Genomic DNA, 18,469 nt, shown 5'->3' with positions numbered 1-18,469 from the left:
TGCTAAAGACAATCTCTTAACCCGTATTTCTATGAAGTTTACAATAAGAAATTTTAAATTTTCCATACTACTAATAAGTCTTTAATAGGGAGGTAGCGACATGCCAAGTCTTTTAGTCGAACTTTTTGATCATCACACAATCGAGAAAAATGTTTATCAGACTTTTATCTGTGATTGTGACGAGGTTCTATTTCTCTCCCTGAAAAAAATTACAGAAGAAGAAAGGTTGTCCTTGAAGCATTTTTTGCTGAATCAAGTTTCCCATGTAAAACAAGTGCATTTTCGGCAAATAAGTCTAGATAAGATTACGGATGATTTGAATCTTTTCTTGACTAATTATGATTCAGTGACTTTAGATGTTTTTGGAGGAGATTCGATATTAGCTATTTTCCTTTATCAGTATGGTTTGGAAAAGCAATTACCGATTATTGCAATAGATATTGAGCAAGGAAAACAATTTAAATGGAAGATGGGGAAGGTGGAAAAGGAAGAGTTAGTAATTCCTGGTCTGACCATTGAACAGTTGATGGCCTTACGGGGTGGTAAACTCATCAAATCGAAACAACCTAAATATAGTCCGAAACAAATGATTACCATCAAAAAATTAGCCAACTATGCAATTTTAAACCCAGAGCAATGGTATCAGATTACTCAATTCTTTGCATTAGCTAAAACAGTTGATTTTCATGCTGAAACAGTAAAAGTTTTGGAAAGTAACGGGAAAAGGTACTTTTATCCAGAATCAATGATTCCTCTATTAACAGAAGCTAACTTGATTCATATTGATGAGGAAAGTTCCGAACATATTCGTTACACTTTTTCTAGCTCTGAGGCACAATTGCTCTGTCGCACAAAAGGTCATATTTTAGAATTATATCTCTATCTTTTAGCGATAGAGTCTGAGTATTTTGATGAATGTATGATAGGGGCAGAAATTGACTGGAATGGTATTTTCCCTGAAGTTGATAATGTACAAAATGAAATTGATGTTGTCCTCCGTAAAGGTCAATCCATTATTTTTATATCTTGTAAAATGACAGACTTGTCTGTAGAAGCTATTAATGAACTAGAGGTATATGCCAATCATTTTGCTGGTGAAACTTGTTTGAAATTAATTGTTTGCTCTGGAAAAATCAATCCCGTATATAACCATCGTTGTCAAGAGTACGGTGTGTTGGTGATTAAACAAGATCAAATTTCAAATCTGATTCCCATGTTACAAAAATATATCAAAAAGCATAAAATATGAGCTGGATTAAAGGATTATTCTAAAAATATAATGGAAAGGCTGGTTTTCTCAGCCTTTTTCTTATCCTTTTCGAATAAAGTAGAAAAGGAGGTTTTATGTTTTTAGCTAGAGATGAAAATGGGGATTTAATCAGCGCTTTAGAGGATGAAGTAAAGAAGCAAGTTTATTATTGTCCGGCTTGTGGAACGAGTGTCCGCTTGAGAAAAGGAAAAAACGTGCGTGCACATTTCGCTCATGAAAGTCTCAAAAAATGTGATTTTTTTCATGAAAATGAAGGACCAGAACACCTAGAAAATAAAAAAAGTCTTTTTTATTGGGCTAAGATGAATGCTAAGGTAGAGATGGAATGCCTGATACCTGAACTGAAGCAAATTGCAGATATCTTTATCAATAAACAACTAGCTCTAGAAATTCAGTGCAGTCCCATTTCTTGTGAACTTTTACGGGAGAGAAGCAATGGTTATCGAAGTTTGGGAATTCAAGTTCTTTGGCTACTGGGAGAAAAGCTCTGGCTAAAAGAGCGACTAACTAAACTTCAGAGAGATTTTCTTTACTTCAGTAATAATATGGGCTTTCATATTTGGGAGTTAGACCATAAAAAACAAGTTTTAAGACTTAAGTACCTCCTTCACCAAGATTTGAAAGGGAAACTCCATTATCAGGTCAAGGAATTTTCTTATGACAAAGGAAATCTTCTAGAAATATTACGGACTCCTTATCATCAACAAAATCTTACCATTTTTTCAGTTGAGCAAGACATAGATATTTGTCATTACATTCAAAAACAGCTCTATTATCAAAACCCCTATTGGATGAAACAACAAGCCCAAGCTTACTTGAGAGGAGAAAACCTATTAAATTGGAAGACTCAGGACTGGTATCCCCAAGTAAGGCCGATAGAACATGGTCATTTTTGTCAGATAAGTCAAAATCTATATGATTATTACCGCAACTTTCAGGCTTATTATGAACTGAATCCACATAATCAGCAACAAAAGCTCTATCCACCTGCCTTTTATCAGCATTATTTCTCGAAAAATATGGTAAAATAGAAAGGATGGAGGAAACTTATGGTATTACAACGAAATGAAATCAATGAAAAAGATACATGGGATCTATCAACGATCTTTGAAACAGACCAAAAATGGGAAGAAGAACTCGCCCTTTTAACGGAAGATACAAAACAAGCAGCTAGTCTTGAGGGTCATCTCTTGGACAGTCCAGAAAGCCTTCTTGAAATTACAGAGCGTTATCTGGACTTGAGTCGTCGTCTTGAAAAACTCTATGTCTATGCTCATATGAAAAACGACCAAGATACACGAGTTGCTAAATATCAAGAATACTATGCAAAAGCAATGACTCTTTATAGTCAACTCGACCAGGTGTTCTCTTTCTATGAGCCAGAATTTATGGCTATAACAGAAGAGCAGTATCAAAACTTTTTAGCAGAAGAACCAAAACTTCAGCCTTATAAACACTTCTTTGATAAACTCTTGCAAAATAAGGAACATGTCCTTTCACAACGTGAAGAAGAGTTGCTTGCAGGTGCTGGTGAAATTTTCGGGGCAGCTAGTGAAACCTTCGCTATCTTAGATAATGCAGATATCGTCTTTCCATTTGTTCAAGATGAAGATGGAAATGAAGTTCAATTATCACACGGCGTTTATATGCGCTTGGTAGAATCTAAGAATCGTGAGGTTCGTCGTGAAGCTTATGAAGCCCTTTACTCTACCTATGAGCAATACCAGCACACTTACGCTAAAACCTTGCAGACCAATGTTAAAGTGCAAAACTATCGTGCTAAGGTTCGTAATTACAAGAGTGCGCGTGAAGCTGCTCTTGCGGCAAACTTTGTGCCAGAAAGTGTTTATGACAATCTAGTATCTGCTGTTCGTAAGCACTTACCATTATTGCATCGTTATCTGGCTCTTCGATCAAAAATCCTTGGTATTCCAGACCTCAAAATGTACGATGTCTATACACCATTGTCTTCAGTGGAATACAACTTTACTTATGAAGAAGCCTTGAAGAAAGCAGAAGATGCTTTGGCAGTTCTTGGTGAGGATTACTTGAGCCGAGTTAAACGTGCCTTCAGAGAACGCTGGATTGATGTGTATGAAAATCAAGGCAAGCGTTCAGGTGCATATTCTGGTGGTTCTTATGATACCAACGCCTTCATGCTTCTTAACTGGCAAGATAACCTGGATAATCTCTTTACTCTTGTACATGAGACAGGGCACAGTATGCATTCTAGCTATACGCGTGAAACACAACCTTATGTATACGGAGATTACTCAATCTTCTTGGCAGAAATTGCTTCAACTACTAATGAAAACATTCTGACAGAAAAATTATTGCAAGAAGTTCAAGACGATGCAACACGCTTTGCAATTCTCAACAACTTCCTAGATGGTTTCCGTGGAACAGTCTTCCGCCAAACTCAATTTGCTGAATTTGAACATGCTATTCATCAAGCTGACCAAAATGGTGAAGTCTTGACAAGTGAGTTCCTAAGCAATCTCTATGCTGACTTGAACCAAGAATATTATGGTTTGAGCAAGGAAGACAATCCTCAAATTCAGTACGAGTGGGCTCGTATCCCTCATTTCTACTATAATTACTATGTATATCAATATTCAACAGGCTTTGCAGCAGCTTCGGCCTTGGCTGAAAAGATTGTTCACGGTAGTCAAGATGATTGTGACCGTTATATTGATTACCTCAAGGCTGGGAAGTCAGACTATCCTCTAAATATCATGCGAAAAGCTGGTGTTGATATGGAAAAAGAAGATTACCTCAACGATGCCTTTGCAGTCTTTGAACGCCGTTTGGATGAGTTTGAAGCCCTTGTTGAAAAATTAGGATTGGCATAAGGCAAATGGTAAAGTCTTATAGTAAAAATGCCAATCATAACATGCGACGTCCTGTTGTCAAGCATGAGATTGTCGAGTTCATGCGCCACAGACAAAAGCAGGTGACAGGTTCCCTAAAAGAACTAGAAAACTTTGCTCGCAAGGAGAATATTCCTATCATTCCTCATGAAACCGTCGCTTACTTTCGTTTCCTTATGGAAACTATTCAACCAAAAAATATTTTAGAGATTGGTACGGCGATTGGATTTTCAGCACTTTTGATGGCAGAACATTCACCCAAGTCAAAAATCACCACTATTGACCGTAATCCTGAGATGATTGGTTTTGCCAAGGAGAATTTTGCTCGCTTTGATAGTCGCAAGCAGATTACCCTTTTAGAAGGCGATGCTGTGGATGTCCTTTCGACCTTAACAGAGTCCTACGACTTTGTATTTATGGATTCTGCTAAATCCAAGTACATCATTTTTCTACCAGAAATCCTTAAACGTTTGGAAGTTGGAGGAGTGATAGTCTTGGATGATATATTCCAGGGTGGGGATGTTGCCAAGGATATCATGGAAGTACGTCGAGGCCAACGAACCATCTATCGAGGCTTGCAACGACTCTTTGATGCGACTTTAGACAATCCAGGATTAACCGCTACTTTGGTTCCTCTTGGGGACGGGATTCTCATGCTGAGAAAAAATCAAGCAGAAGTAGAACTGCCTGATATTGATTGATTTCAGATATTTTTAAGACAATTTGGTAAAATAGATAAGGTAAACCTTTATTTAGTGAACAAAAGGAGTAAACATGAAGAAAAAACTAATGGCAGGAGCCATCACATTGTTGTCAGTAGCCACTTTGGCTGCTTGTTCAAACAGTTCTGAAGGAACTGACTTGATTAGCATGAAGGGCGATGTTATTACTGAGCATCAATTCTTTGAAGAAGTTAAAAACAATGCGACTGCTCAACAAGTCTTGCTGAATATGACCATTCAAAAAGTTTTTGAAAAACAATATGGTTCAGAAGTTAGCGATAAAGAAGTAGAGGATGCCGTTGCAGAAGAACAAAAGAAATATGGTGATAGCTATCAAACGATTCTCGCCCGTTCAGGTATGACTGCAGAAAGCCGTAAAGCTCAAATTCGTACAAGTAAATTAGTTGAGTATGCTGTTAAGAAAGCCGCTGAAGCTGAATTAACAGATGAAAACTATAAAAAAGCATTTGAAGAGTATACTCCAGAAGTAACGGCTCAAATTATTAAACTTGACAGTGAAGATAAGGCTAAGGAAGTTCTTGCCAAAGCAAAAGAATCTGGAGCTGACTTTGCACAACTTGCAAAAGACAATTCCACAGATGAAAAGACAAAAGAAAATGGTGGAGAAATTACTTTTGACTCTGCATCAACAGAATTACCAGACGTAGTTAAGAAAGCTGCTTTTGCGCTTGATGTTAACGGAATTTCAGATGTTATCACTGCTCCAGGAACTCAAGCTTATACAAGTAGTTTCTACATTGTGAAACTAACTAAGAAGTCAGAAAAATCTTCAAACTTGGATGACTACAAAGAAAAACTTAAAACAATCATTTTGACTCAAAAACAAAATGATGCAACCTTTGTTCAAGGTGTCATTAGTAAAGAATTACAGGATGCCAATATTAAAGTTAAAGATCAAGCCTTCCAAAATATCTTTACACAATATATCAAAGGCGAAACAACTTCTGACAGCAGTAGTAGCGCCTCAAACTAAGATAGTAATGAACTACCTTCCTTTGTCTGGGAGGTAGTTTTTGATTTTCTGAAATAAGAACATTAAAATTTAACGAATTCAAGTAACTTTCAACTATTTGTAGATTGAGTAAAGATGTCACTCAAGAATTTTTAATCATGAGCCTGTCTTGGGTAAAATTCGAATGTTTATACTGTAAGAGTTTTTTTCTAGGCTAAAAAATGGTATAATAGCTTATAAAACTAGAAATAATATGGGAAAATAAGATAATTTTTCCGATAGATAGGTGACATATGAAAATAAGTAAAAGGCACCTGCTGAATTATTCCATTTTGATTCCTTATTTACTGTTATCCGTTCTAGGATTGATAGTAGTTTATTCGACAACTAGTGCAACTCTTATCCAAGAGGGAAAAAGCACCCTGCAACTGGTTCGAAATCAAGGAATTTTCTGGATAGCCAGTTTGTTTTTAATTGCCTTGATTTATAAATTGAAATTAGGATTTCTGCGAAATGAGCGATTAATCTTCATCGTCATGTTTGTTGAGCTGATACTGCTTGCTCTAGCGCGTTTAATTGGGATTCCTGTCAATGGGGCCTATGGCTGGATCAAGGTTGGTCCAATAACGATTCAACCAGCAGAGTATTTAAAAATTATCATTGTCTGGTATCTAGCACAGCGTTTTTCAAAACAACAGGATGAGATAGCTGTTTACGATTTCCAAGTTTTAACCCTTAATCAGTGGTTGCCAAGAGCCTTTAATGATTGGCGTTTTGTTCTACTGGTTATGATTGGTAGTTTGGCGATTTTCCCAGACCTAGGAAATGCTACTATCTTGATTTTAGTATCCTTGCTCATGTATACCATTAGTGGAATAGCTTATCGATGGTTCACAACTATTCTGGGCTTACTTGCTGGTGTCTCTATGATTTCCTTAACAGCCATTCGGATAATCGGTGTTGAGAAATTCTCTAAAATTCCTGTATTTGGTTATGTTGCCAAGCGGTTCAGTGCTTTTTTCAACCCCTTTAATGACCTGGCTGGAGCTGGACACCAGTTGGCCAATTCCTACTATGCCATGGTTAATGGAGGATGGTTTGGTCTGGGATTAGGAAATTCTATTGAAAAACGTGGTTATCTACCAGAAGCCCATACAGACTTTGTCTTTTCGATTGTCATCGAAGAGTTTGGATTTGTAGGAGCAAGTCTTATTCTCGCTCTCCTATTCTTCTTAATTCTCCGTATCATTTTGGTAGGTATTCGCGCAAGGGATCCTTTCAACTCAATGGTAGCAATCGGTATTGGGGGCATGATCATGATACAGGTATTTGTTAATATTGGAGGTATATCAGGCTTGATTCCTTCAACAGGAGTAACCTTCCCTTTCCTTTCGCAAGGGGGGAATAGTCTCTTGGTTCTTTCTGTAGCCATAGCATTTGTATTAAATATTGATGCCAGTGAGAAGCGTGCGCGACTTTTTAGTGAATACGAAGCACAGCTTTAAGACATAGATAACAAGGAGAAAAAAATGTCTCTTCAAAAGTTAGAAAATTATAGTAACAAAACGGTCGTACAAGAGGAAGTTCAAATCTTGACGGATATGCTGGAAGATATCACGAAAAATATGCTTCCTGCTGAAACCTTTGATAAGATCATGCACTTGAAGGAACTTTCTTCAAAACTTGACTATCAAGGGCTAGATAAAGTAGTAACAGGTCTTTCAAATGATGAGATGGTCTACATTTCTAGATATTTTTCTATCTTACCACTCTTAATTAACATTTCCGAAGACGTAGACTTGGCTTATGAGATTAACCACCTAAATAATGTCGATCAAGACTATCTCGGTAAATTGTCAACAACGATCAAAATGGTGGCTGAAAAAGAAAACGCTGCTGAGATTCTTGAACACTTGAACGTGGTGCCAGTTTTGACAGCCCATCCAACTCAGGTTCAACGTAAGAGTATGTTGGATTTGACCACTCACATCCATACCCTTTTGCGTAAATATCGTGATGTGAGAATGGGGCTCATTAACAAGGAAAAATGGCATAATGATCTTCGTCGCTATATTGAAATCATCATGCAGACAGATATGATTCGTGAGAAGAAACTAAAAGTAACCAACGAAATCACCAATGTCATGGAGTACTACAATAGTTCCTTCCTACAGGCTGTCCCTAACTTGATGCTAGAGTACAAACGTCTAGCAAAAGAGCAAGGAATTGATCTTAAACAAGCCAAACCTATTACTATGGGAATGTGGATTGGTGGAGACCGAGATGGAAATCCATTTGTAACTGCTGAAACTCTCTTGCGTTCAGCAACCATTCAAAGCGAAGTCATCTTCAACTACTATATCAGCAAGATTTCAAGTCTCTATCGTACTTTCTCTCTTTCTACTAATCTATCCAAAACAAGCAAGGCTGTTGAAGAAATGGCCGCACAATCTAGTGATACATCTGTCTTCCGTGAAAAAGAACCTTATCGTCGTGCCTTTCACTTGATTCAGTCCAAATTGATTCAAACTCTTTTGAATTTGAAAGAATGGTCAATCGTTGGTTCGACATCTGATGAACGTCATCCTGTTGAACATTTGCTCGGTTCTAATAGCCATCAGCAAGGAGTGATTACAGATTACATTGGTAATCGTCTTTCAGGAGCAATTCAAGAGCTGGCTGAGGATCGTCCTCCTTACTATGAAACAGTCGAAGAATTTAAACAAGACCTCGCTATTATTAAAGATTCATTGCTTGAAAATAAGGCCGAGGCTTTGCTTACTGGTGAGTTCGCCGAGCTTCTAGAAGCTGTGGAAGTCTTTGGTTTCTTCTTGGCTTCTATTGATATGCGTCAAGACTCAAGCGTTCATGAAGCCTGTGTAGCAGAATTGTTGGCATCTGCTGGAATCAATGACCACTATAGTGATTTGTCAGAAGATGAAAAGTGTGACTTACTTTTACATGAATTGTTAGAAGATCCTCGAATCTTGTCTGCAACTCATGCTGAGAAGTCTGAACTGCTTGAAAAAGAATTGGCTATTTTCCAAACTGCTCGTGAATTAAAAGATCGTTTAGGAGAAGATGTCATTCGTCAAACGATTATCTCTCATGCAACCAGCGTGTCAGATATGCTTGAGTTGGCAATCATGCTAAAAGAAGTTGGACTGGTGGATGCTGAAAAAGCGCGTGTTCAGATTGTTCCACTCTTTGAGACGATTGAAGACTTGGATCATTCTGAAGAAACTATGAGAAAGTATTTCTCTCTACCACTTGCTAAGAAATGGATTGCTTCTAAAAACAATTACCAAGAAATCATGCTCGGCTACTCTGATAGTAACAAGGATGGTGGTTATCTATCATCTTGTTGGAAACTTTATAAGGCCCAACAACAATTGACAGCTATTGGTGATGAATTTGGAGTCAAAGTAACCTTCTTCCATGGTCGTGGTGGTACCGTTGGCCGTGGTGGTGGCCCTACTTATGATGCCATTGCTTCTCAACCACTCAAGTCAATCAAGGATCGTATCCGTTTGACTGAGCAAGGAGAAGTTATCGGAAACAAATACGGAAACAAGGATGCAGCCTACTATAACCTTGAAATGTTGGTTTCAGCGGCTATCAACCGTATGATTACTAAGAAGAAGAGTGATACCAATACGTCAAATCGCTATGAAGCTATCATGGACCAAGTAGTAGAACGTAGCTACGATATTTATCGTGAACTTGTATTTGGAAATGACCATTTCTATGATTATTTCTTTGAATCGAGTCCAATCAAGGCTATCTCAAGTTTCAATATTGGTTCTCGTCCAGCAGCTCGTAAAACGATCACTGAAATCGGTGGTTTACGTGCTATTCCTTGGGTATTCTCATGGTCACAAAGTCGTGTTATGTTCCCAGGTTGGTATGGAGTTGGTTCAAGCTTTAAGGAATTTATCGACCAAGATCCTAAAAATATCGAATTCCTTCGTGATATGTATCAAAATTGGCCATTCTTCCAATCACTCCTATCCAACGTCGATATGGTCTTGTCAAAATCAAATATGAACATTGCCTTTGAATACGCTAGACTTTGTGAAAGTGAAGAAGTCCAAGCAATCTACTATACCATTTTAGATGAATGGCAGTTGACTAAGGATGTTATCTTGGCTATTGAGGGCCATGAGGAGCTCTTGGCAGAAAATACTTACTTGAAAGACAGTCTCAACTATCGCATGCCTTATTTCAATATCCTTAACTATATCCAGTTGGAATTGATTAAGCGCCAACGTCGTGGTGAGCTATCTTCAGATGAAGAAAGATTAATCCATACAACTATCAACGGAATTGCTACAGGATTACGTAATTCAGGTTGATACAAGTTAGTTTTTATAAAAACCGTAGAAATTTTTGTTAATATTTAAAATATTTTATGAAAACCCTTGACAAGTTTTAGTAAAATGATATAATTTAACCATTCAGAAAGTAATCATTGAAATTTTTTAGAGAGTCTGTGGTTGGTGGAAACGGATAGATGAAAGTGATGAAAATTGGGCTGAATGTTATAAAGAATTTGAAATCATAAGAATTCGGTACGCACACCTTATAGTGCAACTCGTGAAGCGAGATTGAGAGATAGGGATATTCCCTATAATTGAGGTGGCACCGCGTATCGACGTCCTCACACAAGTTTTTTGTGTGAGGACTTTTTCTATGAGGAGGATAAATAATGGAATTCAAACGATGGCGACGCTTGAATAAGTGATTGAATAAAAAAATAATAAGTTAAGAAGAAATAAGGAGAAAATTATGAAAAACAAACGTCTACTCGGTATTATCGTAGCATTAGCACTTGTAGTTGGTGGAAGCTTGGTATATTCTAGCTTAACGAAGCAAGAAACTAAAACTGAGACAGCAAATAAAACTGCTAAGGTTGGTGTTCTTCAGTTTGTAAGCCACCCATCGCTCGACTTGATTTACCAAGGTATCCAAGATGGACTTGCTGAAGAAGGCTATAAAGGTGACCAAGTTAAAATCGACTTTATGAACTCAGAAGGTGACCAAAGTAAGGTTGCGACAATGAGTAAACAATTGGTGGCAAATGGAAATGATGTCGTTGTCGGTATTGCTACACCAGCAGCTCAAGGTCTTGCAAGTGCAACAAAAGACCTTCCTGTTATCATGGCAGCTATTACAGACCCAGTTGGAGCTAACCTTGTACAAAACTTGGAAAAACCAGGTGGAAACATCACAGGGGTATCTGACCATAACCCTGCTCAACAACAGGTTGAATTGATCAAGACATTGACTCCTGATGTCAAGACAGTTGGGGCTCTTTACTCAAGTAGCGAAGATAACTCAAAATCACAAGTCGAAGAGTTCAAAGCTTACGCAGAAAAAGCTGGTTTGAAAGTAGAAACATTCGCAGTTCCATCAACTAACGAAATTGCTTCAACAGTTAATGTTATGACTGGTAAAGTAGATGCAATCTGGGTTCCAATTGACAACACAATCGCATCTGCGTTCTCAACTGTAGTATCAAGCAACCAAACAGCTAAAAAACCAATCTACCCAAGTGCGACTGCCATGGTAGAAGCAGGTGGTTTGGCATCAGTCGTTGTGGACCAACACGATCTTGGTGTTGCTACCGGTAAGATGATTGCCAAAGTCTTGAAGGGTGAAAAACCTGCAGATACACCAGTTAATGTCTTCTCAACTGGTAAATCAGTTATCAACAAGAAAGTTGCTCAAGAACTAGGAATTACTATTCCTGAATCAGTTCTCAAAGAAGCTGGTCAAGTAATTGAATAAGAATGTAGGAGGAGTTGGAGACATCTCCTCCAATTTTTAAAATAAAGGAAACGAAACAAACATGCTAATATCTATTATTTCACAGGGATTGGTCTGGGCTATCCTGGGCTTGGGAATCTTTATGACCTTTCGAATCCTGAACTTTCCAGATATGACAACTGAAGGTTCCTTCCCCTTGGGAGGAGCGGTAGCAGTGACTCTGATTACACAAGGAGTCAATCCTTTTCTTGCTACTTTAGCAGCCATAGGAGCCGGTTGTCTTGCTGGTTTAGCAGCTGGACTATTGTATACCAAAGGGAAAATTCCAACTCTTCTATCAGGAATTTTAGTCATGACTTCCTGTCATTCTATCATGCTCATGATTATGGGACGGGCTAACCTTGGACTTTTAAACACCAAGCAAATCCAAGATGTTCTTCCATTTTCATCAGAGGTTAATCAATTACTGACAGGTTTAATCTTTGTGACTTTGGTTATCCTTCTCATGCTTTTCTTCCTAGATACCAAACTTGGACAAGCTTATATCGCTACAGGGGATAATCCAGACATGGCTCGTAGTTTTGGTATCAATACAGGACGGATGGAGCTTATGGGCTTGGTCTTGTCAAATGGTGTTATCGCCCTTGCTGGCGCCCTTATTGCTCAACAAGAAGGCTACGCAGATGTCTCTCGTGGTATCGGTGTAATTGTTGTTGGTCTTGCCAGCTTGATTATCGGTGAAGTACTCTTTAAGAGCCTCACATTAGCAGAACGCTTGGTTACTATTGTTGTTGGCTCTATTAGTTACCAATTCTTGGTATGGGGAGTCATTGCTCTTGGCTTTAATACTAGTTACCTCCGTCTATACAGTGCTCTTATCCTAGCAACTTGTCTAGTTATTCCAACCCTTAAGGATAAATACTTGAAAGGAGTCAAGTTAAGCAAATGACAGCGATTGTAGAATTAAGAAATGCCACAAAAATTGTGACAAATGGCTTTGACGAAGAAAAGATTATCCTAAACGATGTTTCACTTGATATTTATGAACATGACTTCATCACAATTTTGGGTGGAAATGGTGCAGGCAAGTCAACTCTCTTTAATAGCATTGCAGGAACTCTGCCCTTGACTAGCGGGAGTATTCGCATCATGGGTGAGGATGTGACTCATTTTAGCCCAGAAAAGCGTGCCAAATACCTTTCTCGTGTCTTCCAAGATCCCAAGATGGGAACTGCTCCACGTATGACGGTTGCGGAAAATCTTTTGATTGCCAAGTTCCGTGGAGAAAAACGTGGACTCTTTCCAAGAAGACTCTCAGCTTACAAGGAAGAATTTCAAGCGACTATTGAGAAGGTTGGAAATGGCCTAGAGAAGCACTTGGATACTCCGATTGAATTTTTGTCAGGTGGACAAAGGCAGGCCTTGAGCCTCTTGATGGCGACCTTGAAGCGTCCAGAACTCCTTTTGTTGGATGAACATACGGCAGCCCTTGACCCTAAAACAAGTGTAGCCTTGATGGAATTGACAGATGACTTTGTCAGTAAGGACCATCTGACTGCTCTGATGATTACCCACCATATGGAAGATGCTCTCAAGTATGGAAATCGCCTCATTGTTATGAAAGAAGGACGAATCATTCAAGATTTAAACAAGGATGAAAAAGCTAAAATGAAGATTTCAGATTACTATCAACTTTTTGAGTAGAAAATTTTTAAATCAAGTATCCTTAAAAACTTAGAAGTAGGCTTTTGCTTCTAAGTTTTTTGGTGAATTTTAAATATTACTGTTTTTTCCTATTCGTCAGTTTTACTTTGGAGTATAATCAGTATAAGAATCTTAAACTTTGATAAAAGTAAGGAGATAAAAACATGGCTTACACACAAGAAGATTTTCAAGAATGGATTTTTCAAATTGGATTTAAGATGGACTATTTTACTAGGGAGTTTGCTGAGGAACAAGGCCTTCATTTAGACTATAGTATGCAGTCCTTGGATGATTTGGAGGCTTGGATCTTGGCTCACTACGAAGACCACCATGATTTGATAGCAGACCGAAAGATGTTGGATTATTTGACCGTTTATATCGGTGAAACCTTTCGCAAACACCTAGGAGGTAAATGGTTTATTGACCTTAAAAATAAAAAGAACGCCTATTATTCTATGCCTGTATTGACTGATCCATCCTATAGAGGAGAAGTTTATATAGCACCAATGACTTTTGCAACGGCTTGTATCAGTAGAAAAGATGGTCAGTATATTAGCAGAATATTAAAAAATAACCTCGAAGATCAAGTGAAATAGGATTTTATTTCTTTTATTTTTCTTTCAAATATTAGAATGATTTACTCAGAAGATTCAGTTTTTCATGATAGCTGGAAACTTATGAAATAGTATCATGTAAAGTGTATGAAATGGTTTACTTTTTTTCAGAAATAAGCTATACTAGTTAGAGTAAACTGTGATAAAATGGAGGTATTGTCTATGGTTGACAAGAGACTCATCGAAGAGATCAAAAACAATACCAATATTGTCGAAATCATAGGAGAAGTGATTTCCTTACAAAAATCTGGACGGAACTTTTTAGGGCTCTGTCCTTTTCATGGTGAAAAGACTCCTTCCTTTAACGTGGTCGAGGATAAGCAGTTTTACCACTGTTTTGGATGTGGTCGTTCTGGAGATGTTTTTAAGTTTATCGAGGAGTATCAGCAGGTAACCTTTGCGGATGCGGTGAGGATATTAGCTGAGAGACTTGGGATTCAGATGGCAGCGCCTGTTCAAGGTTCTGTACAGCCTAGGTCGCCGCATCAAAATCTCTACGATATGCATGACAAGGCTGCTCGGTTTTATCATGCCATCCTCATGACAACTAAGATGGGTGAGAAGGCTAGGGACTACCTCTATAAACGTGGCTTAACAGATGATGTTCTCAAGCATTTTATGATTGGTTTGGCTCCAGCAGAACGCTCTTATCTATATCAGCGTTTAGCAGATGATTATAGTGAGAAGGACTTGCTGGATTCAGGTTTGTTTTATCTATCTGAGAGTAATCAATTTTTTGATACCTTTCATAATCGCATTATGTTCCCGCTCTCAAATGATCAAGGAAAGGTGATTGCCTTTTCTGGTCGAGTATGGCAGGAGGCCGATTCTCAAACTGGAAAGTATAAAAATAGTCGAGCGACGGCAATTTTTAACAAGAGTTACGAATTATATCATTTGGAGAGGGTAAAAAAAGGATCGGGCAAGGCTCCTGAAATCTACCTGATGGAAGGATTTATGGATGTCATTGCGGCTTATCGTGCTGGTATTGAAAATGCAGTTGCTTCTATGGGTACCGCACTTACGAGTGAACATGTGGAGCATCTGAAACGCTTTACTAAAAAGGTTATCGTCACCTATGACGGAGATAAGGCTGGGCAAGCTGCCACAGCGAAAGCCTTGGATGAGCTTAAAGATTTACCTGTCCAAGTCGTCCAGATTCCTGACGCAATGGATCCAGATGAATATTTGCAGAAAAACTCTCCTCAAGACTTGGCTTATCTATTAACCAATACACGCATCAGTCCTGTTGAGTTTTACATTCATCATTTCAGACCTGAAAATAGTGAAAATCTACAAGCTCAGATTGAATTTATAGAGAAAATTGCTCCCTTAATCGCCAAGGAACCCTCTATCACAGCTCAGAATTCCTACATTCACATTTTGACGGATCACTTGCCATCTTTTGACTATCAGCAAGTCGAACATATTGTCAATGAAAGTCGTGTTAGACAGAGAAAGGAGAAGGTCAAGGAGACCTATAGTCCGAGTCCTAGTCCTATCACTATGTCTGTCACCAAGCAACTGACAGCAGTGATGAGAGCGGAGGCTCATATTCTCTACCGAATGATGGAACATCCCTTGGTGCTTAATGACTATCGCTTAAGAGAGGATTTTATCTTTGAAACTCCAGAGTTTCAGACCTTGTATGGACTCTTGATTGATAATGGAAGTATCTCATCTGAGGATTTGGCTCATCAGACCAGAGAAGTGGAGCGTGCGTGGTATCAAGTCCTAGCCTTAGATTTGCCACCTGAGATGTCCACTCACGAGTTAGTCGAAGTGGAAGAGTCTCGAAAAAGAGCTCTTTTGAATCAGGAAAATCTGCAAATTAAAAAGAAAGTTCAGGAAGCTAGCCATGTCGGTGATACAGACACCGCATTAGAAGAGCTAGAACGCTTAATTGCCCAAAAAAGAAGAATGGAGTAAGAATGGCAACAAAACAAAAAGAAGTAACAACCTTTGACGTCCAAGTAGCGGAATTTATTCGCAATCATAAAAAAACTGGTACAGCAACTGATGATGAAATCAATAACGCCCTCGTAATTCCCTTCACTTTAGATGTGGAAGGTATTGAGAATCTTTTGCAACGTATTCAAGATGCTGGTATCTCAATTACGGACAACGAAGGAAATCCAAGTGCGCGTGTTTTGAGCACTGAGGAAGAACCAGAGTTGACTGATGAAGATTTGATTGGTTCAACCTCTGCTAAGGTCAATGATCCTGTCCGTATGTATTTGAAAGAAATCGGGGTTGTGCCTCTGCTTACAAATGAAGAGGAAAAAGAGTTGGCCCTTGCTGTTGAAGCAGGTGATATCGAAGCTAAACAACGCCTTGCAGAAGCTAACCTTCGTTTGGTAGTATCTATCGCTAAACGTTATGTTGGACGTGGAATGCAGTTCCTTGACTTGATCCAAGAAGGAAACATGGGCTTGATGAAGGCCGTTGATAAATTTGACTACTCTAAAGGGTTCAAATTCTCAACCTATGCGACTTGGTGGATTCGTCAGGCTATTACTCGTGCCATTGCTGACCAAGCTCGTACCATCCGTATCCCAGTTCACATGGTGGAAACAATTAACAAGCTTGTTCGTGAACAACGTAATCTTCTTCAAGAATTGGGACAAGATCCAACTCCTGAACAAATCGCTGAACGCATGGATATGACACCTGACAAGGTTCGTGAAATCCTCAAGATTGCCCAAGAGCCGGTTTCTCTTGAAACACCAATTGGTGAAGAGGATGACAGCCACCTTGGTGATTTTATCGAGGATGAAGTGATTGAAAATCCAGTGGACTATACAACTCGTATCGTTTTACGTGAGCAGTTGGATGAAGTGTTAGATACATTGACTGACCGTGAAGAGAATGTCTTGCGTCTCCGCTTTGGTCTTGATGATGGGAAAATGCGTACCTTGGAGGATGTTGGTAAAGTCTTTAACGTAACGCGTGAACGTATCCGTCAGATTGAGGCCAAAGCTTTGAGAAAACTTCGCCAGCCAAGTCGAAGCAAACCACTTCGTGATTTCATTGAAGATTAAGTTAAGGGAGAGTGAAGATGGCTTACACAGAAGAACAGATTGAAAATATCAAAACACGTATTTTGACAGCACTAGAAGAAGTGATTGACCCTGAATTGGGGATTGATATTGTCAATCTAGGCTTGATTTACGAGATTCGTTTTGATGGCGATACAGGTGAGACTGAAATTGATATGACCTTAACAACCATGGGTTGTCCCTTGGCGGATCTTTTAACCGACCAAATCTATGATGCTATGACGGACGTTCCAGAGGTTACTAATGTTGAAGTCAAATTAGTTTGGTATCCAGCTTGGACAGTTGAGAAAATGAGCCGTTACGCTCGTATCGCTTTAGGCATCAAGTAAGTAAATGATAAAAAGAGAAATAGTGTAGACGCCAGGAAATTCCCAGCTTTTATGCTATCTCTCTTTTTATTTGCTGATTTTATTTGAAGAAAATGGTATAATGGTTACTATGGAAAAAGAGAAATTGCGCATCAATATGCTAAGTTCAAGTGAAAAAGTGGCGGGCCAAGGTGTGTCTGGTGCTTACCGTGAACTGGTACAGCTTTTAAAACGAGATGCGAAAGACCAACTGATCGTAACAGAAAATCTTCCAATCGAAGCGGATGTTACTCATTTTCATACGATTGATTTTCCTTATTATCTCTCGACTTTTCAGAAAAAACGTTCTGGACGTAAGATTGGCTATGTTCACTTCTTACCTGATACCTTGGAAGGTAGTTTGAAGATTCCATTCTTCTTAAAGGGGATTGTCAAACGCTATGTATTTTCTTTTTATGACCGTATGGAGCATCTGGTTGTGGTCAATCCTACCTTCATTGAGGATTTAGTGGCTGCTGGAATTCCACGTGAGAAAGTGACCTATATTCCTAACTTTGTCAACAAAGAAAAATGGCATTCACTTCCTATAGAGCAAGTTGAACAACTTCGTAAAGATATGGGAATTGATGAGAATCAGTTTGTAGTCGTTGGTGCAGGTCAGGTTCAGAAGCGTAAAGGAATAGATGACTTTATCACTTTAGCTGAGGAATTACCGGATATCACTTTTATTTGGGCTGGTGGCTTCTCTTTTGGGGGAATAACCGATGGTTATGAACGCTATAAAAAGATTATGGATAATCCTCCTGAAAATCTAATTTTCCCAGGGATTGTTGATCCAGAACGGATGAGAGAACTCTATGCCTTGGCTGATCTTTTCTTGCTTCCAAGTTATAACGAGCTCTTTCCAATGACTATTCTAGAAGCTGCGAGTTGTGAAGCACCCATTATGCTTCGTGATCTAGATCTTTACAAGGTCATTCTTGAAGGAAATTACAGACCAACAAGTGATGTAGAAGAGATGAAAGAAGCTATCTTGGAATATCGAGAGCATCCAGAAGCGTTGAAAGCATTGAAAGAAAAGGCTAAGGCCATTTCAAGAGAATATTCAGAAGAGCATCTTCTTGAAATCTGGCTAAAATTCTATCGGGAGCAAGCAGCTTTAGGAAAAAAATGAGGTAGT

15 protein-coding genes and 1 other annotated feature are annotated in these 18,469 nt (G+C 38.7%); all 15 genes read left to right on the top strand.

The window, feature by feature from the left end:
• Positions 1–100 precede the first annotated feature (100 nt).
• The 15 genes from O3633_RS01720 (at position 101) to O3633_RS01650 (ending at position 18,463) form a co-directional block, all read left to right on the top strand.
• Positions 101–1,249, top strand: coding sequence for a PDDEXK family nuclease (locus O3633_RS01720; RefSeq protein WP_371620173.1), 1,149 nt, complete (start codon positions 101–103; stop codon positions 1,247–1,249).
• 95 nt (positions 1,250–1,344) lie between these two features.
• Positions 1,345–2,301 (top strand): competence protein CoiA, encoded by a 957-nt coding sequence (locus tag O3633_RS01715; protein WP_371620172.1) that lies wholly within the window; start codon positions 1,345–1,347, stop codon positions 2,299–2,301.
• A gap of 18 nt (positions 2,302–2,319) precedes the next feature.
• Positions 2,320–4,122, top strand: a complete 1,803-nt coding sequence (gene pepF / locus O3633_RS01710) for an oligoendopeptidase F (protein ID WP_371620171.1) — start codon at positions 2,320–2,322, stop codon at positions 4,120–4,122.
• A 5-nt stretch (positions 4,123–4,127) separates the two neighbouring features.
• Positions 4,128–4,841 (top strand): O-methyltransferase, encoded by a 714-nt coding sequence (locus O3633_RS01705; protein ID WP_371620170.1) that lies wholly within the window; start codon positions 4,128–4,130, stop codon positions 4,839–4,841.
• A gap of 73 nt (positions 4,842–4,914) precedes the next feature.
• Positions 4,915–5,856, top strand: coding sequence for a peptidylprolyl isomerase PrsA (gene prsA, locus O3633_RS01700; RefSeq protein WP_075226892.1), 942 nt, complete (start codon positions 4,915–4,917; stop codon positions 5,854–5,856).
• Positions 5,857–6,128: 272 nt separating this feature from the next.
• Complete coding sequence (ftsW, locus tag O3633_RS01695) at positions 6,129–7,340, top strand: cell division peptidoglycan polymerase FtsW (protein WP_371620169.1); 1,212 nt, start codon at positions 6,129–6,131, stop codon at positions 7,338–7,340.
• A gap of 24 nt (positions 7,341–7,364) precedes the next feature.
• Entirely contained in the window at positions 7,365–10,190 is a 2,826-nt protein-coding gene (gene ppc, locus O3633_RS01690) for a phosphoenolpyruvate carboxylase (RefSeq protein ID WP_371620168.1), read from the top strand.
• Positions 10,191–10,284: 94 nt separating this feature from the next.
• Positions 10,285–10,500, top strand: a binding site (T-box leader).
• A gap of 123 nt (positions 10,501–10,623) precedes the next feature.
• A complete protein-coding gene (gene trpX / locus O3633_RS01685; protein ID WP_371620167.1) occupies positions 10,624–11,625 on the top strand; it encodes a tryptophan ABC transporter substrate-binding protein in 1,002 nt (333 codons plus the stop codon).
• Between the two features lie 61 nt (positions 11,626–11,686).
• Positions 11,687–12,553 (top strand): ABC transporter permease, encoded by an 867-nt coding sequence (locus O3633_RS01680; RefSeq protein WP_075231637.1) that lies wholly within the window; start codon positions 11,687–11,689, stop codon positions 12,551–12,553.
• The gene (locus O3633_RS01675; protein ID WP_049530442.1) at positions 12,550–13,308 is read left to right on the top strand and encodes an ABC transporter ATP-binding protein; all 759 of its coding nucleotides are present in this window, start codon (positions 12,550–12,552) and stop codon (positions 13,306–13,308) included. The genes O3633_RS01680 and O3633_RS01675 overlap by 4 nt, the downstream gene beginning before the upstream one ends.
• Positions 13,309–13,472: 164 nt before the next feature.
• Positions 13,473–13,904, top strand: a complete 432-nt coding sequence (locus tag O3633_RS01670) for a hypothetical protein (RefSeq protein ID WP_371620166.1) — start codon at positions 13,473–13,475, stop codon at positions 13,902–13,904.
• 180 nt (positions 13,905–14,084) lie between these two features.
• Positions 14,085–15,851 (top strand): DNA primase, encoded by a 1,767-nt coding sequence (dnaG, locus tag O3633_RS01665; protein ID WP_371620165.1) that lies wholly within the window; start codon positions 14,085–14,087, stop codon positions 15,849–15,851.
• 2 nt (positions 15,852–15,853) lie between these two features.
• Positions 15,854–16,963 carry an RNA polymerase sigma factor RpoD gene (rpoD, locus tag O3633_RS01660; protein ID WP_000201894.1) on the top strand — a complete coding sequence of 370 codons (1,110 nt, stop codon included), beginning with the start codon at positions 15,854–15,856 and terminating at the stop codon, positions 16,961–16,963.
• 17 nt (positions 16,964–16,980) lie between these two features.
• Positions 16,981–17,310 carry a metal-sulfur cluster assembly factor gene (locus O3633_RS01655; protein WP_000331926.1) on the top strand — a complete coding sequence of 110 codons (330 nt, stop codon included), beginning with the start codon at positions 16,981–16,983 and terminating at the stop codon, positions 17,308–17,310.
• Between the two features lie 109 nt (positions 17,311–17,419).
• Positions 17,420–18,463, top strand: coding sequence for a glycosyltransferase family 4 protein (locus O3633_RS01650; RefSeq protein ID WP_463260716.1), 1,044 nt, complete (start codon positions 17,420–17,422; stop codon positions 18,461–18,463).
• The last annotated feature ends 6 nt before the right edge of the window (positions 18,464–18,469 follow it).

This window comes from Streptococcus sp. 27098_8_22 (assembly GCF_041432415.1).
GTDB classification, from domain to species: Bacteria; Bacillota; Bacilli; order Lactobacillales; family Streptococcaceae; genus Streptococcus; species Streptococcus pseudopneumoniae_M.
This window is presented reverse-complemented; position numbering and strand designations above follow the sequence as displayed.